We start from the raw sequence: 20,303 nt of genomic DNA on the forward strand, positions 1-20,303 counted from the left end.
CAGGAAGGTCGGAAGATCGGAAGGATTGATCAATAGCCCCGCGTAGAGCGCCAAACTGCGCTTGCTGGGCAATTGAATGCCCCGGTGCCGACGCCGTGTCGCACGACTCTCCCTCTCCGCCCCCCAAAACCTTCCGACCTTCCGACCTTCCTGTGAAAAATCTCGGGTCGAATCCATCGGTGGTTAACGGATGTCGGTTTATCCGAACGGCATTGGGGCTACGGGGCTGAGAGAATCGCGGGCGCAAGCCTGCAAACGCATCGCCAAGCGCCGCGCCTTCAGCCCTTACCTCCCGCGCGGCCCTGTGTATGATGGGCGCCCCATGACGTCTCGTACCTTCGCGTCGTTCGCGGCTTCGTTCGTGCTCGCTGGGCTCGTCACGCTCGGCGGTTGCGCAGCGACGGGGCCCTTCGTCTGGGCGGACAGCCTGCCGGCTCAGTCGGGCTCGTCAGGTGACGTCGTCATCGCCGACGGCGACATGGTCAACGTGCGCGTCTTCAACCAGGAGCCGCTCTCCACGCGCGAGAAGGTTCGCGCCGACGGCAAGATCGCCATGCCGGTCATCGGTGAGGTCTCGGCACGAGGCAAGCGCCCCGCGCAGCTCGCCGGCGAGATCCAGGAACGCCTCAAGCAGGTCGTCGTCGCGCCGTCGGTCACGGTGATGATCGAGCAGGGCGCGGAGCTCAAGGTGTCCGTGGTCGGTGAGGTACGAAACTCCGGCGTGTTCCAGCTGGAGCCGGGCGCGAACGTGCTCCACGCACTGGCTGCCGCCGGCGGCCTGAGTGACTACGCGGACAGCGACAAGGTCTTCGTCATTCGCAAGTCGCTGCCGCAGCGCGTACGCTTCCGCTACAACGATCTCCGTTCGGCTGACCCGAAGAGCATCCACTTCTTGTTGCAGCCGGGTGACGTCGTCGTCGTCGAATAGCCTACAAGCATCGCACCCTTCTTCGTCGCACATAGTCATCGGAGCGCTTAGGACGGTGGCTTCGCGCCCGTTGCGTGACTAGCATCGCTAGCGTGCGGTCCTTTGCAGTTCGCTCGTTCGCTTTTGCTTCCTCCCTGATCATTGCTTCGGTCGTGTCCCTCGCCGCGTGCGGTGGTGACGACGATGGTGGAGCCGCTGCCTCTCCCGATGGCGGAGGCACCAGCACCACCGGCAATCCGAGCACGAACCCCGGATCCAGCGGCGATTCCGGTACCGATCCCGGGTCCGATCCCAACTCGGGCCCCTCGTGCACCAGCGCCGGCGAGAGCCTGGCTCCCGGCGTCTCCGCGAAGACCATCTCGGTCGGTGGTTCGAACCGCACCTATCAGCTCTACGTTCCGTCCACGTTCGACGGAAAGAAGACCTACCCGCTGATCTTCGCGTTCCACGGCGACGGCGGCGACGGCACCGGCCTTCGCAAGAGCTTCAAGATCGAAGCGGAGACGAAGGAAGGCGCGATCATCGTCTACCCCGATGGTCTGAACAAGACGTGGGATTGCGATACGACGGCCGGCCTCGCGCGTGACACGGCGTTCATCGACGCCGTCGTCGCCGAGCTGACGAAGAACGCGTGTGCCGACGCGGCGCGCGTCTACGCGACTGGTTTCTCGCGCGGCGCCTACTTCGTCAACCAGATGGTGTGCCGGAGCAAGTCGACCTGGCGCGCGATCGCCACGCACTCGGGCGGCGGGCCATGGGGCATCGAAGGCACCGAATACGACGCCCAGGGCCAGCTCAAGTGCAACGCCAAGCAGCTCGCCGCGCTGCAGGTGCAAGGCCTCGCCGACACGACCGTACCGCCCTCGGAAGGGCAGAAGGCGCGTGACTTCTGGCGCGCGGCCGACGGCTGCCAGTCGGCAACCGAAGCCTACGATCCGAGCCCGTGCCAGCAGTACAAGGGCTGCGCGAAGCCCGAGGTCTACTGCGCGATCCCCGGCATGCAGCACACGATCTGGGCATCCGCTGCGCCGGTGACCTGGAACTTCTTCACCTCGCAGAAGTGAGCAAGTGATGCGCACCACCGTCTTCACCTCGGTTTTCGCGCGCGTTCTCGTCTCGGCGTTGCTGCTCGGCGCGTGCGGAAGCGACGACTCGACGGGCACGGTCGTCACCGGTCCGACCTGCGGCGACTCGACCGTGAAGAAGGGCTACGTCGGCAGCCAAACGCTCGCCGCGCAGGGCCGCACCTACGAGCTCTACGTTCCCGACGCCGCCCCGAGCGAAGCGACGTATCCGCTGATTCTCGTCTTCCACGGCGACGGCGGTACGGGCGCGGGGATCCGCCAGGCCTTCAATCTCGAGGCGGTCACCGGCGGCAAAGCGGTCATCGTGTATCCCGACGGCGAGGGCCGCTCGTGGAGCATCGACACCGCCGAGAGCATGGCCAAAGACATCGCCTTCGTCGATGCACTCGTCGACGACTTGGCCACCACACGCTGCATCGACAAATCGCGCGTGTACGCGACGGGCTTCTCGAAGGGCGCCTACTTCGTCAATCAGCTGGCCTGCCGAAGCAAGACGTCCTTCAAAGCCATCGCCACGCACGCCGGCGGTGGGCCCTTCGGCATCGACGGCACCGACCAATACGACGACCACGGCCATCTCGTCTGCGCGAACAAGAGCATCGCCGCCTTGCAGGTCCAGGGCCTCTCGGACAACGAGGTCCCTCCCTCGGAAGGCGAGAAGCCGCGCGAACACTGGCGCGTCTCGAACGGCTGCAATTCGAGCACGAGCGCCTATGCGCCTTCGCCGTGCGTCGCGTACGGAGGCTGCACTCTCCCCGAAGTCTATTGCGCGATTCCCGACCTGGGCCACGGCCTCTGGTCCGAAGCCGCGCAAGTCACGTGGGGTTTCTTCTCCAAATAGCTCGAAACGGCTGAACGTCGTCAGCGAGCCCAGAGAGCTCCGAGTTCGATCTCGACGGCATCGAATGGAACGGCTCGGACTCTTGCATCGTTCGAATACACTTCGACGAGGCGATAGCCCTTTGTCTCGAGCTCGAAAACCTCCAACGTGCGAGCCTCGGGGTCGACGAACCAGAGGTGCTTCACCTCGAAGGTGCCGTAGACCTTGCGCTTGTCACCTCGATCGAGCGACGCGGTGCTCGGTGACAGCACCTCGCACGCCCAGTCGGGGGCCAACTCGAAGTAGGCCTTTTCGGGGAGCTCCGGAAGGCGTTCACGGCGCCAGCCGGCCATGTCGGGAACGAGCACGTGCGGCCCTAGGTGAAGTTCGGGCTGGTGGAGGATGACCCAGCCGCCAGGGCCTCCACGGCCGCGATTGAAGGGGGGACCCAGTTCCTCGCCCAGGGTAGTGCTCGCACGTGCGTGCTTGGGGGCAGGGCGTGGATGCGCATGGAGGACGCCAAAGAGGATCTGGCCCACCATGTTCGGTGGGAGCGCGCAGAGATCGTCGTACGTCGCTGGCCGACGTGGCGGATCACCCATGCGTCTAGCGTAGCGTGTTCACGGGGGAACGGCTCATCCAACGCCGAGCTCCGATTCCAAGCGGAAGCGTGTCACGCGATCTTTCGATTATGCACGGAGGAGGCGCGGACAATAGAAAAGCGCCCCGGCCAGTGGCCGAAGGCGCCTTTCGAGTCGTGCATTCAAAGTCGGATTACTGGCCGAGGCCCGCGATCTTCACCTGGGCGGAGAAGATGCCTCCGGTCGTACTGATGTAGAGCGTCTTCGCGTCGGCTCCGCCGAAGGCAACATTCGTCGCCGGCTTTGCCGTCGTGATCTGACCCCACTTCTTCCCATCCGCCGCGAAGACCTGCACGCCTGTCTTCGTTGCGACATACACGTTTCCACCGGTGTCGACGGTGAGGCCGTCCGGCGCCGCATCGGCGGGGCCCACGTCAACGAACTTCGTCGCAGTTCCCGTCGTACCGTCTGCAGCGACCGTGAATTTGACGATGCTCGGGATCGTGGTGCCGGGCGGATCCTGGTTCTGCGTCAGCGACACGTAGAGCGTTGCGGAATCCGGCGAGAGTGCGATGCCGTTCGGGCGCTCTTCGGTGTATGCGGCCACTTGAGAGAGCTTGTTCTGCGGCGACAGGCGATAGACGCCGTTCGTGATGTTCCCGCTCTGGTAGCCGGGATCTGTGAGGAAGATCGTTCCGTCGCTCTTGCGGACGACCGCGTCGTTCGGAGAGTACGGAGGAGGCGTGGCTCCGCCGTCCGCTTGCGTCATCGCGACTGCGGTCGTGGCGATCGGGAAGGGGCCCGTCTTGCCCGCTTCGACGCGCCGAAGCTCGGCGACGCCGTGGTCATTCGAATTCGCAAAGAGAAGGGTGTTTGCCTTCTCGTCGAAGGTGATGCCGAGGGCGTTGATACTCGTCACGTACTGATCCGTCGGATCAGGCGTGCGGCCCGGCGTGTACTTCACGAGCAGCTGCTGATACGGCAGCGTGAAGTAGACGGCGTCGGTCTTCCAAACGAGACCGTCGACATTCTCGACCTCGAGCTCGCTCTTGGCGGTGGCGCCTTCGATGGGGTTCACGTTGCTCGTTGCGTCGGGGGTGCTGCTGTCCTCGGTGGGGCTTGCGTCGTTGCCGCCGCCGCCGCCGTCGTTGCCCGAGGGGTTGTTTGGATCTGGGTTGCCGTTGCCGTTTTCACCGTTCGTGGTGTCAGACGGCGGGCCGTTGTTGTTCGAGCCATCGCTGCTCGAACACGCATAGATCCACGCTCCTGAACAGAGGACCAAGGCAAAGGGCAAAAAGCGTTTCATGATGCATGCAGGGTAGCATCGCGTGCGACGTTGGGCGCGCAGCATGTTGTCGCCCAAAGGGGTGGGGTCGAACGATTTTTCGGGACAAAATAGAGCGATGGCCCGGGTCGTCCGAAGACGCTCCGGGCCATTCCCTGGTGGCCTCGTTACTGGTCACTGCGCATCCGTTTCTACGTGCAACGGAATGCCGGGTGGCCCTCTGAATCCCGAATTGGCTGCTTGGTGCGGCGCGTGGCCACCGAGCTCACTCGGAGTGTGTGGACCACGCGTCCTCTCGCCAGTTAGTGCCGCGCTCGCGGGGGACCATTCCGCTCGCTACTGAGCGATGCCGGCGCCCTTGACCTTCCCCTGACACATGTTGGCTCCGCGCGACATGATGCACCGGTCCGTCGGGAGACGTGGCCACCCCGAGGCGGACTTCCGCGCATCGATTCCCTCGGTCGGGTTCTTGTGGGGCAAGCGGATAGCGAGGGCGACGCGCGCGATCGCGAAAAGCGGCCGACGCGTATTTGAGGGAATCAGCGAAGGCTCGACATCCTCGAAATCTTTCGAAGGTGTCAGACGGACACGGTTCTCGTTCGCTGATCCTCCGTCGGGCCATCGTCGTAGCGAGGACGTTTCACAGAGCTACGCATAGGCCCCTGCTCGCAGACACGCTCGCGCGGATTGAGATACGAACTGGGGACCCGAGGTTCAGCTCTGTTGGTCGCGTTATTCGAAGCAGGCTCACGGGGGCGGGGATGAGCACCGTGACGGTTGCAGACGTGAGGCGACTCTCGCTAGGTCTCGGTCGCTATTCCGCCCTCGTTTGTCCGCTTGAGCCCGGTCCGGTCCGGTCCGACGTCACTGGATCGTTCGCAAGGCGGGGCAGCTAGGCCGGCAAACGCGCTCCTCGCTGCGACGAGTTCGGTCCTCGTCATCGGCCCGCGCAGAAAGGATATCGCATACCGCGGTTGCAACAGCACGGGCCCAATCTGCGCCTGCGCATCGCGCAGCACGAACCACCGCGGCGCGAGCTTCTTCGCCACGTTCCCCAGCGCCTTCGCCGACGCCTGTTCCTTGCCGCGAGTCTCTCCCGCGAGACCTTCCACGACCCGCTCCCGATCGGCATCGGTCTGCAAGCGCCCTACGCACCACATTCCGGCATTGCTGAGCGCCCGGTAATCGAGATCCATCGGATTCTGCGTCGCCAGCAGCACACCCACCCCGAAGGCGCGCGCCTGCTTCATCAGCGAGACGATGGCGTGCTTGGTCGGTGGATTGGCCGGATGGGGCGGCAGAAACCCGTAGACCTCGTCGAACACCACCAGGCTCCGCAGGCGCTTGCTGCCCGGCTGCGCGCGTACCCAAGAGAGCACCTCTTCGAGCAGCACGCCGAGCACCAGCGCGCGCTCGTCGTCGTCGAGATGCGCAACGCTGACGATCACCGCGGGCGTGCGGCCGTCCTTCGGCGTGAGCCAGGCGTCGACGTCCAAGGTCGCACCGGTCCGCCAGCTGGCGAACGTCGGTGACGCCAACAGCGTGTTCAACGCCGCTGCCAGCGAGCGGCGCTCGGACTTCGGCAAGAAGCTGTCGAGCGGTAGCGCTCCGACGACGTCGATGGGCGAGTCCGTCAAATCCCCGAGCAGCGCCCCCAGATCGGCCGCCTCTCCGGCGCGGAGCCGGCGCTCGGCCAGCACCGACAAGAGCACGTGCTCCTTGCTGCCCGCCGGATCGGGATCGCGCCCCACGAGGCGAAGCACCAGCGACACCGCCGCGCTGAGCGAGGCGCGCGCCGACTCCGGATCGTGATCCCAGCGCGCTGAACGACGCTCGAGCGCTGACAGCACGTGCAGCGGCTCTCCCGCGCTCGAGCCCGGCGTGAGCACGCGCACGTCGATGCCCGCGCGATACGCCGCGAGCTCCGGCTCGCCAATCCCCCAGGCCGATAGCGTTTGCTGTCGCTCCGCCGCAAGCGCCCGCGCCACCTCCTCGGCCGGGCGCTGCTCGCTCGGGGACATGACGCCCGAGATCCACGGCGCGAGCGGCTCGGGGGCAAACGATGGATAAGCGAGAAGGAGATTCGGCAAATCGCCCTTCACGTCGATGGCGAGCACCGGCACGCCGCTTCTCAGTGCCTCCTCGACGGTCACCATGAGCAGGCCCGTCTTGCCGCTGCCGGTCATGCCGACCACCACGCCGTGGGTGACGAGGTGATGAGCGGGGAGGGCGAGGGCCTCGGCCTTGCCACTCCCATCGATGGGTTGCCAGTTGCCGAGACGAAGGCGCGGTGCAGCGATCATGGTCCCCCCAAAGGCACCGTGCCCCAACTTGCGGTCGGGGCACGGCGTTCAAGCGTCAGTTGTCGGTGAATGGCGAGCCGCCCGGCATGCCCGCCTTCACGGGCGCGGCAGGCACGGCTCCTCCGGCCGGGTTCGCTACGGCCGGCGCGGCGGGATTCGCGATCCCGGGCGTGGCCGGCTGCGGGCCGTTGGCAGGCTCCGTTCCCGGGTCGTCCTTGGACGAGCCCCGGCCCCCGCGACCCTTCCAGAGCGACGGCACGAGCTTGTCGGCGCTCTCCTCGCCCCAGTGCAGGAAGGTGACGGCGCGGCGCGCCTGATCGTAGGCGTCGACGAAGAGCGTGAAGGCGCGCTGCCGATCTTCCGCGGCTTCGGCAAGCTTGGTTGTGCCTTGGCCCTTCTCGGCGAACGCGAACGTCAGGCGTTGGGAGAGAGCCTCGGCTCGGTCGAGCTCCGCGGCCTTGATGCCACTGTTGGCCGCGACCTTCTCCCAGTTCTCACGCAGGATGATGACGAGCGTGCCGAGATCCGACGCGGCGTCGAGATAGCCCGTTCCGGACTTCAGCTCGGCGAGCTTCTTGCCGTCGATGATTCCACGCGCGGCGAGCGCGTTCGCATCGGCCGCGAAGATGGTGCGCATCTTCGTGGCCTCCTCCAGCAGCACCGGCAACTCCTCCGGCGGCGTCATGATGCTCTGGTGGCGGTTGTTCGCGTAGATGAGCGCGAGGGTGTAGGGGACGATGTTGTCGTACTGCGCGATGTCGAAGTTCGGCAGCTTGGCGACGGCGCTCCGCAGCGCGTGGAGGCTCGGCGCCACCGAGAGAACCTGCGAGGTGCTCACCCCGATGTCGAGATTGATGATGAGCATTGCCGAGGCGGGAAGGGCGATGCGCGCGGGCGCCGTGGTTTCCCAAGCGCTACGGAAGCGACCAACGATCGACGGTGCGTCCGCGGTTGCCGCCGGTGTCGAGTTCTTATTCATGAAATCCCCCAACGATGCGCGAACGCCTTCGAAGCGCGCGCGACCGCACATGGTCGCTGCCGTTCGAGGTTCGCCGCACGGGGGCCAATCGACCACGCGTCGAAGAAGTTGTCAGTCGTTTATCGACTCGAGACCGAATTTTGATGAGCGACTGTCAAGGGAATTGGACAGTCAAATTTTGCAGTGGCTCGGTGTCCGGCCCCGAGTCTTCGTAAACGTGTGATTCCTCGTTTGGAGCCAGCTAGCTGGCTTCAAAGGCGCCGCAGCAGGCCATTTAAGCCAGCCAGCTGGCTCCCGGACGCGATCGGCGCCTGGCCAAAGCCAGCTAGCTGGTTTTCAAAGTCGCAATTGGCTTTTCAGAGGCCAGCCAGCTGGATTTGGAGTGCGTCAATTTCGTCTTGGAAGCCAGCTGGCTGGCTTAAACGACAATACGTGAGCCTCCGGAGCCAGCTGGCTGGCTTTGGGAGAGACCGGATGCGGTGGAAAATCCAACTGGCTGGTCTTGAAGGCCGCGATCGGCGGCGATGAAGCCAGCTGGCTGGCCTCCGAGTACCGTCGGTGCGACAAAGAAATCCAGCTGGCTGGCTTTAGCGACCTACGAGGAGCTCCTCAAGCCAGCCAGCTGGCTTCGAACGACGGCTGGCGCACGGCGGATGCGCACTGCGAGATGCGTGTCGGGGATGGCGCATTACGAGATACGTGTCACGTTGCCGACGGACGCCGGCCGCAGATTCTTGCGGTGAGATGCGGCACACCCGCAATGAGCGAAGGTGCTTACGCCGGGATAGTCGTGACGACATCGATCGTCGATGGATGATGACCATCCGCGCTGGTGTCCACTCGACTCGCGCTCGTTGCCACGCATCGCACCAAGGAGCCAGGCTTGAAGGTCTGCGTCGTCGGTCTGAGCCGAGAACGCGTCTGCATCGAGGCCCGGTAGCCAGCGTAGAGCGACGTAGAAGATTCGCGAATTCGAAGCAAAAACATCTTTCGAGGCCGTGTGCGACTCGCGACTAGCGGAGGGTCTCAATATGTTCCCTCAGGCAGCTGGAAGTTGCGGTGCGCAAATTGGCGGTAGCGAGCTAGATGATATGTCGCATGTTCGCTCGCGGATTTCCCTTGTTTCGATCGAGTCTCTTGATCGGTTTGAACGCGATTGGTGCATCATGCACCAAGAGGTGCGGCGCCATTAACAATTGATGTGTGGAGAATGAGTGATGTGAACTAATTCGAGGGAGATCCGCCGGCTCTGCCGGGGAGACAGCCGCCGTTCTACATCTCCGGCGGTATTTCCGGTTGAGAGCCCCCTTCGTGAGCCGCTGAAAGCACAGGAGGACAAGCGGCTCGATCAGCTTCGTTGAACAAGTAGCCCGCCACCTTCAGGTGGCTGCCAACCGCGGCTCGTGAGCGGCACTCATCACTGCCGCTTGCAGCGGCTCACACATCGAAACCTTCCGGCTTTGCCGGGGGATGTTTTATTCGGGGCTCACGTACACGGAGCCGCCCTCGGATTGCACTTCGTCATGTCCCGACAGTCGACACTCATCGCTCAATCCAGAAAGGGATTCTCATGTCGCTACGTCTTCGAACGCCTGCCACCATCGTTACTGTTGTCGCGTTAGCGCTTCCCGCCTGCGGGTCGGGCGATGCAGGGGCGACCGATGCAGTAGAAAATGTTGGCCGAGTCTCCTCGGCGCTCTACTCACTACCGCCGGCCCCCGTACCGTTCACACCACAGCCATGTCAGGACGCCGGCCAGTGCGACGCCGTCGATACCGCGATCCGTGCGATGAGTGCGAAGTACAAACTGCCTCGTTGGTTTTACTACGCCGTCGTGAACCGCGAATCGACGTTCGACCCAAACTCTTGGACCAACTACAACGGCCTGATCGGCCTGGGCCTCACGCAGCTTACCGAATCGACTCACACCGGCGTCCCCTACCCGATGAATCTGTTGTCGCCGAACCCGGTTACGGACCCGGCAGACCCGTCATATCTGGATTATCAACAATGGCTGTACGACAAGGGCGTCGATTATTTCTGCAACTCGTCGCAAATACCGGCGGCGCAGCGTGTGTGCAACTGGATCGACATGAGGAATGTGACGCCACTCTCAACTCAGAATGATTGGAGTGATCCGGTAAAGAACCTCGACCGTTACAGCAGCGCCTACGCCGCTCCGGCGTACAATCTGTTCCGCACTCGATATCCGGGGGAGAGCGCCACGACCACCTTGCGTCGCGTCGCATACTACTGGCGCTACGGAATTTTTGAGGAGGGCTTCCCGAACTACGATCCTTCCGACTACCTGCCCGGCGAGTACGGCTACGACCAATACGCCTCCGACTATCGATCGGCGGTCGAGGCGCAGGATGGCGTTTGGAACGGGCTTGTAGCAATCCCCCAGTCCACGTTCACGTGGATGTTCTACGGAGACTACCAGGGGAAAGACATGTGGCACTCGACCGACTCGAACGGCGGGGTGGTGGCGGGCGGAGGCTACTCTCTTAGAACCGGCTACCTCCAAACGACCCACCGCTTCGGGAACGGACCCAACTCTGTAAAGGTTACCGCTTATGGCGGGACCGCAGGCGGGGTCGCTCCCATCATGAGGGTCGTTGTCGGCGACCAAACGCTCGGCAGCGTGCAGGTCACTGGCACCAGCTCGTCTGAGACCGGGTACTTTTTCTATTACTCTCCAAGTACCCCCACTACCCAACCGATCCGCGTGGTGTTCGACAACGGGGGCGCCGTCGGTACGCAGATTCGTTCCCTCACCGTCATGTCCGTCATGGCGTGGCGTCAGTAGGGCGTCTACTGCGAAGAGAACCGATGCACTGAAGGGCAACCGCTTCTCTTCCTATCGTACAGGGGGCGCCCGAGCTCCCGCACCACTTCGGCGTGAGCCGCCTCTGCGCGCTTCCGGCTGCGGAACCTGCGCCTCCTCACCGCCCCCCGCGCGCTTCCATCAAACCTGCGGAGAATCAAAATGGGCGATGGCCCGGGTCGTCTGAAGACGTTCCCGGGCCACTCCTCTGCTTCGGCGCGCTTACGTGCGCTGCTGCGTGCCCTCTTAGCGGGTCAAATGTCACCCGTTGCTACGTGCTACGGCGCGCCACTCGACTCTGTGAATCCCGATTCATCCGGCTGCTTATTGCGCCTTGGTTGGCGCCTTGGCCTTGGCTCCGTCGCGTTGTCCACCTGGCTGCGGAGTGGTGGACAACGCGCAGCCTATTCGGCTAGTGCGCTTCGCTACTGGGCGATACCGGCGACCTTCAGCTTTACCTGCCAGATGTTAATTCCCTGCGTCGTGATGTAGAGGGTCTTCATATCGTCGCCGCCGAAGGCCATGCCTGTCGGCTGCTCCGGGACGGCGATGACGCCGATCTTCGTCGCGTCCGATTTGTAGACGTTGATGCCCTGCGCGGTGGCCACGTAGACGTTGCCGTGGGTGTCGACTTCGATGCCGTCCGGCGTCGACGTTTCCGGGTCGATGTCGACCCACTTGCCGGACTCTCCGAGCGTGCCGTCCTCGTTCACGTGGTACTTACGGATGTACGGAAGCGTGCCTGCCATCGGCTGGGTGAAGCCGACGTAGACCTCGGTCTGGTCGGGGTTGAGTGCGAGGCCGGTCGGACGCGGAATGTCCTCGAAGGAGTCCATGACGGTGACCGTCTTGTCCGGCGCGACCCGATAGATGCGGTTCGCTGTAAGAGTGTTGAGACCGTAGCCGGGATCGGTGAGGAACATCGAGCCGTCCTTCATGACGACGCCGTTCTTCAGCGAATCGAACTTCTGGAAGGTGCCTTTGTCGACGAAGCCGTTCGCCACCATCTCGGGCGCGCCGGCGTCGCCGACGGCGCTCGCCCGCACGACGTCGAGCGCGTCGATGGTGACGAGGTTGCCGGCCGGATCGACCGTGTTGGTGTTCATCGGGTTGGCCTCGGTCGTCGAGCCGTCACGAATCTTCTTGACGGTGCCGTCCGCGCGCATGCGGTAGAGCGCGCTGGCGCCGAGCGGCGTGGTGAAGAAGAGAAACTTCTGACCGGCATGCCAGATCGGTCCGTCGGTGTACTCGTTCGTCGTGAGGATGACCTTCACCTGATCGATGCCGTCGATCGGGTTCTGGTTGGGGTCGTCCGTGCCGGGACCCGGGTTCGGGTTGCCCGAGCTACCCGGCGGGTTCGGGTTGCCCGAGCTGCCGCCAGGAGGTTCGCCGCCCGGAGGGTTCGTGGTGCCTCCACCATTGTCGCTCGAGTTGCTGGAGCATGCGTACGCATACATGCCGAGCGGGAGCATGAGCAGGAAGGGCAAATAGCGTTTCATCGTCGTCGACTCCGTGGTTGAAGGTCACGCCGGCGAGAGCCGGAGCAATTCGCGCCGTGGCGCGTTGTTTCTGTTTCGGGATTCGGGAGGCGGCGAAAAGCTCTTCGGCCTGCGCCGCAAAGGTTCGATCGTCGAGTTAGCGAGCCGCGTGCCGAGCTCCAGATGTGTGTAGAGAGCACGCAAATGAAGGCGTGGGCCTTCACTTCGAGATGAGATTCCCGCTTTCTCCGCGTCCAACGCGCTCTTCGCTTTGTGGCGAAGGCGGACAAGGATCCGGCTTGCCACCGTCGGTGGACGCGTCGCCGCTCGGCGTTGCCTCGGGCAAGCCGCCAGCGTCGTCGGGCGTCCCGGCTTCCGGCGTCGGATCGACGAGCGGGGGTAGCAGCGTCGCGATGTCAGGCACCTCGTCGACGCGCGCGAAGGCGTAGCCCTTCGCCTTCAGAATGGGCACGATGTACTTGACCATGTCGACGGTGCCGCCCTTCTGAGGGTCGTCGTCGATGAAGTAGGGATCGTGCATCAGGATGATCCCGTGGCCCACCGCGTCGATCTCCTGCAGGTAGAGGTCGCCGCACTGCTGCACGGTCAGGATCAATCCGTCCGAGCCTGCCTGCCAGCAGTCCCAGTCGACGGCCTGATTCGGCCCCATGTGATCGCCGATGTCCCAATTGATGGGGCCGACGTACTTCTTCATCGGCGACCCTTCGATCGCGTCGTAGCTGCTTTCGTCGAAGTCGCCGTAGGGGGCCCGGAACATGAAGCGGTTGCTGGGCACGAAGGGAATGATGATCGCGTCCGTCTGCTGCACTTCGAGCACGGAATCCGCCGCAGAGAGTCCGTCCGTATGCGTCGATCGGCCCGTCAGCGACACGTGGTTCTGCGTGTGGTTGCCGATGACGTGGCCGTCGGCGACGAGCTGCCCGAGGATCTGCGTCTTGTTATCGTGAATCATTCGACCGTTGATGAAGAAGCCGGCGCGGATGCCTTGCTGCTTCAAGTAGGTCGATAATTCGTCAGTGCGGAGGCCTGGTCCGTCGTCGAACGTGAGCGCGAGCGTCTTCGGCGGAAGCGAAGACCCAACGAGGTTCGACGGTGAAATGGCGAGCGTGCCCTGACAAGAATTGGAAGGAGCGGAGTCGTTCTTCGAGCAACTCCAGAGGAGTGCCATCGCGGCGAACGTGCACGCACCGGCGAGGATGCGCCGCGCGTTACCGCGCTGCTTCTCGCCTGCGTCCGTTCGACTTTCGCCGTTCGTCATGAAGCGTGCGCATTGCATGGGCCGGTCCGTCCGGATGCGCTGACGTGCGCGCACGCGCGCCGATGACAAAGAGACCGCCCGTCGCGCAATCGGGACCCTCGCGACGCGTGCACAGATCCATGTGGGCGCACGCGAGAATCGCCGTCGCACGAAACAGGCGTGCGATCGCCGCCCGGATGTCCTCATCGTGACGGGTCGCCACGCAACACGGCGACGCCGCGCGACGAGGTGTATAGTCGAGCCGTCGTCGTGTGGGCCCTCATGTTGCTCGGGATCGCGCTCTCGGCTCACGCCGTGTTGATCGCGTGGCTTCGTCGTCTCGTTGGTGGGAGCCGCACCACTACGCTCGCGCTAGCTGCGGGCGCGCTGGTGCTCACGCTCGCGCTTTTCGCTCCGCGCGAGTACTTCGGGTACACGTCGTTCGAGCTGTTCGTCGTCGCCGTGGGCGCGTCGCTCTACGTCGGCCTGGTCGTCGCCATCACGCTGTTCGGCAAGCTTCGTTCGCGCGTGCGCTCGAAGCCGGCGCTCGACACGCCGAAAGACGACGCGAAAGAGCCCGCGCAGGGCGAAGCGAAAGAAGGACGGCGCGAGACGCTGATCAAGCTCGCAGGCGCGGCGTCGTGGGCCACGAGCATCGGCGTCGTCGGTTGGGGCGCCGTGCGTGGGCGCCACGATTTCGAGCTCACCGAAGTGCCCGTTCGCATCGAGGGTCTTCCGCGCGCGCTCGACGGGTACGTCATCGTCCAGGTCTCCGATCTCCACGGCGGCACCTTCGTGGGCGAGGCCGATCTGAATCGCGGCTTCGAGCTCGTTCGACAGGCGCGCCCCGATCTGCTCGTGGCCACGGGCGACCTCGTCGACTTCGACCCGGGCTTCGCTCCGATGATCGCCTCGCGCCTCGCGGACGTTGCCGCTCGAGACGGGGCTTTCGCCGTTCTCGGCAACCATGACCACTACGCCGACGCGCCGGCCGTTCTCGATGCGCTCGCGCGTGCTCGCATCACGGCCCTCGTCGACGACGCGCGCATCCTCCGCGCAGGAGACGGTGGTGGCTTCGCGCTGCTGGGCACGAACGACCTCTCCGCGCCGAGGTTCGGAGGGCGCGCCCCCGATCTGGGCCGAGCGCTCGCCGCGGCCCATCCCGATCGGCCCCGCATCCTGCTCGCCCACCAGCCGAGGCAGTTCGACGAAGCGGCAGGAAAGATCGCCCTGCAGCTGAGCGGTCACACCCACGGCATGCAGTTCGACTTCGCAGCCTCAGCGTTTCGGATCGCCCGCCGCTACGTTGCGGGACGCTACGACAAGGATGGCTCGGTTCTCTGGGTGAACCGCGGCTTCGGGGTGACCGGGCCTCCGTCGCGCGTCGGCGTCAGGCCTGAAATCACGAAGATCGTGCTCGTTTCCGCTTGAGCTCGTTGCGCGAGATCATCCCGCTGCCGGTCTTGTCCGGCTAACCTACGCGACTATACTTTCGAGCTCGAGGGTAAGGATCAAACGATGGACGTCGATAGCGTGCTGGCTCTCGCGACCCGGGCCCGTGGCAAAGCCAAGCGTGTCCTGCTCCGCGCTCCTTTCATCAAGCAGTGGTCGGAACAACGCTACTTCGCCGCCCGCGGGCGACACGTCGACGACAGGCCGTGGCTCGAACGCGGTCGCTTCGGGGTTCTCGAGGATCTCCGTCAGGGCTTCTTCGCGCAGCGTGACGGCTCGGACATGCTCCCGGCCGACGTCGTCGACGTGGCCGACCGCTTCGTCCAGCGCCTCAAGGCGGATACCTCGAACAAGCCTTGCGTGCGCATCTCGCCGGCCGATCTCGCAGCCGACCCGGCGCTCTTCAAGTGGGGCCTCTCCGACGCGAACCTCGATCTCGCCGAGTGCTACATCGGCCTGCCCGTCCACTACCTCGGCGTCGAGGTGAAGCGCGAACGGCCCGACGGCGTCGCGACCGAAGTTCGCCAGTGGCACATCGACGTCGAGGATCGCCGGATGATGAAGATCATCGTCTACCTGAGCGACGTCGACGAAGGCTGCGGCCCCTTCGAGTACCTCGATCGACAGCGCACGCGCCGCGCCGTCGCGGGCCTCAACTACTGGTCGGGCTTCGTGCCGGACGCGAACATGGCCTCGGCCGTCGATACGGGGGAATGGCTCCGCGCGACCGGTTCACGCTTCACCTCGGTGTTCGTCGACACGTGTCGACTGTTCCACCGCGCCAAGCCCCCCACCACGACCGATCGCTACTCGATGACGTTCTCGTACTCGAGCACCACGCCGTACCAGGTGTTCCCCGAGTTCATGCAGACGCGCAAGACGATGCTCGCGCTCCGCTCGCAGCTCACGAAGCGCCAGCGTCGGGCTTCGATGATGGAGTGACGGCGCCGTTGGCGTGCACGCCGTTCGCGCCGTTCGCGCCGTTCGCACTAGCCGCGTGGCTCGATCCTTTCGGGGTCGAGCCATTGGCGTGCGTACCGTCATCGATGGCGCCGTTGCTCGCGCGAGCAACGTGACCGCCAAGCGGCGCGTGTTCGCCGTTGGCCTGGGCGAGTGCATCGACGCCGGCGGCCTTGCTCGGGACGATCTTGAGCACCTTGGCCGGAATGCCGGCGGCCACCGCGCCGGGAGGTAGGTCGGTGACGACGACGGCGTTGGCGCCGATGATCGCGCCGCGACCGATGCGCACCGGCCCGAGGATGCGGGCGCCGCATCCGATGACGACGTCGTCTTCGATGATCGGGTAGCCGTTGTCTTTGGCGGTGCCGACCGTGTTGTTCCCGAGGAACTTCACGCGTGCGCCGATCTTGGCGTCGCCGCCGATCACGATGCCGAGCGTGTGGGCGAAATTGACGCCCTCACCGAGCTCGACCTGATTTCCGATCTCGATGCCGTAAAACACGGTCTGGAAGAGCCGGAGGACACGGTTGGCGCCCGGAACATGCCAGCGACGCGCGGCCTCACGAAAACGACTCGCTGCGAGGACGGCGTAGCCGTCTTGCACCATGGCAGCCACGAGTGCGTCCTTGGCCTTGGGGACAGGGGCGCCTTCGGATGGCGTGCTGTAGCGCGTGAGCGCAACGCCGTAGGCATCCGTGACGAGCTGTTTGATGAGGCCCATGCTTATGCAGTGTAGCGACATGCATGCCAGGGCTCAATTGCCCGTGGCAGTCTTTCACGCGACTGTTGCCCGTGCGTGGGTGACGCGATTGGACGCTCGACGAGCACGACCGCGCGCTGCCAGGACGAGCGTTGCGAAGCCCAACGCGATCGGGATGCCGGACGAGCCTGACGAGCCGTCTCGACCGGCACCGGCGTACGCCACCGAGCACCCGTCCTCGCTCGCAGGAGCCACTGGAGCGGCCTCCGTTGTCTTGGGCGGGGGCTCGCCCGCATCCGGCACGGGAGCGGGCGGAGAAGGCGCGCTGGCGTCGGGCTGCGCGCAATCAGGACCTTTCGGAAAGCCTCCGACGGGAGAGAGTGCGATCCGTTTCTCGGTGTCGGCGCCGTAGAGCGAGTCCTCGTCGATGCGATCGTCCGGATGGTTCACGTTCCAGAGCTTCTGGAACGCGAGCACGGAGAGGCCCGTGAGCTCGACCTTACCGTCGCCGATGTAATCGAAGTGCACCGGATCGCTCGCGCCGAGCCACTTCATCTCGTTCGCTTCCATCGCCGGGCGCCAGCCGCTGCTGTCGTCCACGTCCACCGCGAGACCCGACTCGTGGTTGCTCTTGCCCGGCGCCGCCGCAAGGCTGATGCCGCAACGACCGGCCTTGTACCACTGGTAGAGCAGGTACTGCTGCGGGAGCGTGCGCAGCGCCGAGTTGATCGTCATCGTGGTCCCGCGCTGCTGTTGTGCCTTCTCGATGGCCTTCGCCGCGGGCGTCTGCAGATAGGGGAACACGGCATCTTCGAGCGTGAGCCCGTCGATGCCGTCGATACGCTCGAGCGTGCCCGGCTGAAGGCACTGGATCTCCTCCACGAGCTGCGTGGCGAGGCCCTTCACCGACGTGGTGGAGCAGCTCGCGTCGATCGCGTCGGAGACGGGATCGGTATCGCTGAGCGCTGCACGCACGCTGTCCACGTTCTCCTCGTCGTCGGGGCGAGACGAATCGCCCGCGCCCCCGCACCCGGCGATCGAGCCGAGGGAGGCGGTCAGCAGAACGAGCGTGAGCGCACGCATGGCAAGCGCGCTCACGTCGAACTCAGACGCCGGAGCCCTTGACGACGACGCCGAAGGTCTTGGCCAGAATGTGGATGTCGAGCCATGGAGACCAGTTTCGCACGTAATAGACGTCGATCTGAACTCGTTGGGCAAACGACGTGGCGTTGCGGTCGGAGACCTGCCACATGCCCGTCATTCCGGGAGGGGCGCGGAGGATGATCTTCTCCTGACCGCCCATCTCGGTCATCTCGCGTTCGATGTAAGGGCGCGGACCGACGAGGCTCATGTCGCCGTTGACGACGTTCAGGAGCTGCGGGAACTCGTCGAGGCTGAACTTCCGGAGGATGCGCCCGATGCGTGTGACGCGCGGGTCTTTCCGGAGCTTGTGGTAAATCTCGTACTCCGCTCGCAGCGCCGGATCGGCGTCGAGGATCGCCTTGAGGCGCGCCTCGCCGTCGCCGTGCATCGTGCGGAACTTGTACGCCTTGAAGTGCTCGCCATCACGGCCGAGGCGCTTCTGCGTGTAGAAGACCGGTCCCTTCGAATCGAGCTTGATGAGAAGCCCGATCAGAAGGAGGAACGGCAAGACGAACAGGATGCCGGCGCCGGTGAGCGCCACGTCCATCACGCGCTTGGCGAGACGCGGACCCGGAAGGAGCAGCTGCTGGCGGACTTCGACGCCGAGGATGCCGCCGAGGTTCTTGGCGGGAACGCCGAGCGTGGCGAAGCCGAAGAGGTCGGGGATCATCAGCAGGTGGCTGAATTTGCCGCCGACGCGCTCGACGATCTGCAAGAGCTTCGGTCCGTCGACGCCGGGCATGGCGACGACCGCGTACGGGATTTTCAGGCGCTGCGCGAGGATCGGAGCGAGCGAGAGATCGCCGACGATCGGAACGCCCTCGACCTCGGCGAACTTGCCGCGCGGGAAGAGCGACGCTTCCGCCGTGGCGCGCGGCAGCTTCACCTGGCTCTCGGGGCCGAGGAACTCGTCCGTTGCCTTCGAGTGCCACGGCGGCGGCTGCGACGTGGGGAGGTGATCCGAGCTGATGGGGCCGCTCGGGATGTCGTTATCCGGTCCGAAGATGTCGTCGGCGAGCGCGCTGCGCTGCGAATCGCTCATGAAGTGCGCGGCGGACACGTTGACCGAGTAGACGTCCATCACCTCGTTCGTGAAGCTCGCCCGCAGCGTGCCGTGCTTGGCGTGGTCGTCGTCGAGCATCATCACGGGCTTGAGGCCCGAGCGCGGCTGCGCCTTGAGCGTGCGAACGATGAGACGGCCTGTTTTCGCGGCTCCGAGCACGCACACAGGGATGCCCCACCACGGCTGCACGCACAGCGTGTTGCGCACGAGCGAGCGGACCAGGGGCACGAGGAAGAGCGTGGCGAGCCACCACACGCCGCGCACGAACACGCCCCACTTCACGATCGGCAAGTTGCCGAGCGTCGAGAGCAGCGAGGCGCCGAGGTGCACGAGTGAGGTCGAGAAGACGATGTCGCGGATCTCGTCGGGCGTGCTCTTCGCCATCGGCGAGTAGAGCTCGAGGCCGAGGAAGGTCAGCAGGCACAATCCGATCGAGGGGCCGACGACGAGCCACGAGCTCCAGTCGATCTCGCCGAGGTCGGCGTAGGTCCGGGCCCAGTGAACGCTGCTCGCGATGATCGCGGCGAGCAGGAGCGCGAAGATGTCGGAGAAGAGGAGGGTGGCCATCGTGCGGCCGGGACGGGTGAGGACCTTGAGGCCCGCGACGTCCTTGTTTTCTCGTGCCGCGACGGACACGTCCGTCGTGACGTTGCCCGCCTTGGTGCGAAGGCGGAGCTGCTCCACGAGCGCGCGCGCGATCGCCTCCTCGCTGCAGGCCCCCATCGACACGAGGATGCGGCCGATCTGACCTCCGCGTTCCTCCTGGATCGCGATCGCCTTGTCGACCACCTCGCTGCCGATCGAGCCATTTCGGATGAGGATCTGGCAAAGGAGGGTGCTGTTCTCCTTCGGCTTGGTCGTCATCGACCCGCCGAGCAAGTCGCCGTGCGGGATGCGGATGATGGGCGGAACGATCTCGGGCTTGAGGATGCCCGCCACCATTTCTTCGGGCACGAGGGGCGGGGGCGGGGGCGTGCCTGCCGCGGGCGTGATCTTCGGGATCACGGGCGCGATCATGCCGACGAGCGTCGACGCCAGCGGCAACGGCGTGCCCGAATGGGGCGTGCGCCGGCGCGGAACGATGGGCGGCGGACTGCCCGCGATCATGGTCGCCACGGTCGAGGGGCGAGGCGGCACGGACGCCGGTCGAGGTCGCGGGGACACGGGCTCATCGTCGAGCGCCGACGGAGAAGTCGGCGGCGCTGCCGGGATCGGCCCCATCACCACGCCCGCTGCGACCGGCGATGGCCTCGGCTTGGAAGACGGACCGGCCATCGTCGCGGTCGTGTTGGCCATGCCCGGCAGGACCGGGGTATCGCCATCCCCCGACTTGGCCTCGCCCGTCGCTTGGCCCGTCGCTTCGATCGCGTTCGGCCCCGAGCGGACTTTGTGTCGTCGCCGTTCTCTCCGTCGCTACTCACGCGCGAAGTATAGACCGGGG

Annotated in this window: 16 protein-coding genes; 7 read left to right on the plus strand and 9 right to left on the minus strand. The window is 65.1% G+C overall.

The genetic code is table 11. From position 1 onward, the window contains the following. Positions 1-322 precede the first annotated feature (322 nt). From AKJ09_RS26955 to AKJ09_RS26965, 3 genes are all read left to right on the plus strand, one after another. Entirely contained in the window at positions 323-928 is a 606-nt protein-coding gene (locus tag AKJ09_RS26955) for a polysaccharide biosynthesis/export family protein (protein ID WP_169927894.1), read from the plus strand. Between the two features lie 92 nt (positions 929-1,020). Next, a complete protein-coding gene (locus AKJ09_RS26960) occupies positions 1,021-1,992 on the plus strand; it encodes a CE1 family esterase (protein WP_146650610.1) in 972 nt (323 codons plus the stop codon). A gap of 7 nt (positions 1,993-1,999) precedes the next feature. Further along, complete coding sequence (locus AKJ09_RS26965) at positions 2,000-2,854, plus strand: CE1 family esterase (RefSeq protein WP_146650612.1); 855 nt, start codon at positions 2,000-2,002, stop codon at positions 2,852-2,854. A gap of 20 nt (positions 2,855-2,874) precedes the next feature. Here AKJ09_RS26965 and AKJ09_RS26970 read toward each other — a convergent pair whose 3' ends face one another. From AKJ09_RS26970 to AKJ09_RS26985, 4 genes are all read right to left on the minus strand, one after another. Next, positions 2,875-3,435, minus strand: coding sequence for a Uma2 family endonuclease (locus tag AKJ09_RS26970; RefSeq protein ID WP_146650614.1), 561 nt, complete (start codon positions 3,433-3,435; stop codon positions 2,875-2,877). Positions 3,436-3,607: 172 nt separating this feature from the next. Continuing rightward, positions 3,608-4,720 carry an SMP-30/gluconolactonase/LRE family protein gene (locus AKJ09_RS26975; RefSeq protein ID WP_169927895.1) on the minus strand — a complete coding sequence of 371 codons (1,113 nt, stop codon included), beginning with the start codon at positions 4,718-4,720 and terminating at the stop codon, positions 3,608-3,610. Positions 4,721-5,499: 779 nt separating this feature from the next. Continuing rightward, entirely contained in the window at positions 5,500-7,002 is a 1,503-nt protein-coding gene (locus AKJ09_RS26980) for an ATP-binding protein (RefSeq protein ID WP_146650618.1), read from the minus strand. A 55-nt stretch (positions 7,003-7,057) separates the two neighbouring features. Then, positions 7,058-7,981, minus strand: a complete 924-nt coding sequence (locus AKJ09_RS26985) for a hypothetical protein (RefSeq protein ID WP_146650620.1) — start codon at positions 7,979-7,981, stop codon at positions 7,058-7,060. Positions 7,982-8,483: 502 nt separating this feature from the next. Here AKJ09_RS26985 and AKJ09_RS26990 point away from each other — a divergent pair. Both AKJ09_RS26990 and AKJ09_RS26995 read left to right on the plus strand, forming a co-directional pair. Next, the gene (locus AKJ09_RS26990) at positions 8,484-8,798 is read left to right on the plus strand and encodes a hypothetical protein (protein WP_146650622.1); all 315 of its coding nucleotides are present in this window, start codon (positions 8,484-8,486) and stop codon (positions 8,796-8,798) included. A 753-nt stretch (positions 8,799-9,551) separates the two neighbouring features. Next, positions 9,552-10,790, plus strand: coding sequence for a carbohydrate-binding domain-containing protein (locus tag AKJ09_RS26995; RefSeq protein WP_146650624.1), 1,239 nt, complete (start codon positions 9,552-9,554; stop codon positions 10,788-10,790). 443 nt (positions 10,791-11,233) lie between these two features. On the opposite strand, the gene AKJ09_RS27000 is transcribed toward AKJ09_RS26995, so the two are convergent. Next, the gene (locus AKJ09_RS27000; RefSeq protein WP_146650625.1) at positions 11,234-12,307 is read right to left on the minus strand and encodes an SMP-30/gluconolactonase/LRE family protein; all 1,074 of its coding nucleotides are present in this window, start codon (positions 12,305-12,307) and stop codon (positions 11,234-11,236) included. A 199-nt stretch (positions 12,308-12,506) separates the two neighbouring features. Next, on the minus strand, positions 12,507-13,565 hold the full coding sequence (locus AKJ09_RS27005; protein ID WP_169927896.1) for a polysaccharide deacetylase family protein: 1,059 nt from the start codon (positions 13,563-13,565) through the stop codon (positions 12,507-12,509). Between the two features lie 249 nt (positions 13,566-13,814). Between AKJ09_RS27005 and AKJ09_RS27010 the strand changes: the two genes are divergently transcribed. Together AKJ09_RS27010 and AKJ09_RS27015 are read left to right on the plus strand one after the other, a co-directional pair. Then, positions 13,815-14,975 (plus strand): metallophosphoesterase, encoded by a 1,161-nt coding sequence (locus tag AKJ09_RS27010; protein WP_146650629.1) that lies wholly within the window; start codon positions 13,815-13,817, stop codon positions 14,973-14,975. 87 nt (positions 14,976-15,062) lie between these two features. Next, complete coding sequence (locus AKJ09_RS27015; RefSeq protein ID WP_146650631.1) at positions 15,063-15,938, plus strand: phytanoyl-CoA dioxygenase family protein; 876 nt, start codon at positions 15,063-15,065, stop codon at positions 15,936-15,938. Here the strand turns inward: AKJ09_RS27015 and epsC are convergent. From epsC to AKJ09_RS54385, 3 genes are read right to left on the minus strand one after another with little or no spacing between them, the layout of a single operon-like run. Further along, positions 15,901-16,677 (minus strand): serine O-acetyltransferase EpsC, encoded by a 777-nt coding sequence (epsC, locus tag AKJ09_RS55630; protein WP_275936648.1) that lies wholly within the window; start codon positions 16,675-16,677, stop codon positions 15,901-15,903. The genes AKJ09_RS27015 and epsC overlap by 38 nt on opposite strands. Before the next feature lie 54 nt (positions 16,678-16,731). Next, positions 16,732-17,754, minus strand: coding sequence for a M15 family metallopeptidase (locus AKJ09_RS27025; RefSeq protein ID WP_146650633.1), 1,023 nt, complete (start codon positions 17,752-17,754; stop codon positions 16,732-16,734). A gap of 7 nt (positions 17,755-17,761) precedes the next feature. Then, positions 17,762-20,158: an exopolysaccharide biosynthesis polyprenyl glycosylphosphotransferase gene (locus AKJ09_RS54385; RefSeq protein WP_205633815.1), complete on the minus strand. Its 2,397-nt coding sequence runs from the start codon at positions 20,156-20,158 to the stop codon at positions 17,762-17,764. Positions 20,159-20,303 lie beyond the last annotated feature (145 nt).

The sequence above is a fragment of the Labilithrix luteola genome, from assembly GCF_001263205.1.
GTDB classification, from domain to species: Bacteria; Myxococcota_A; Polyangia; order Polyangiales; family Polyangiaceae; genus Labilithrix; species Labilithrix luteola.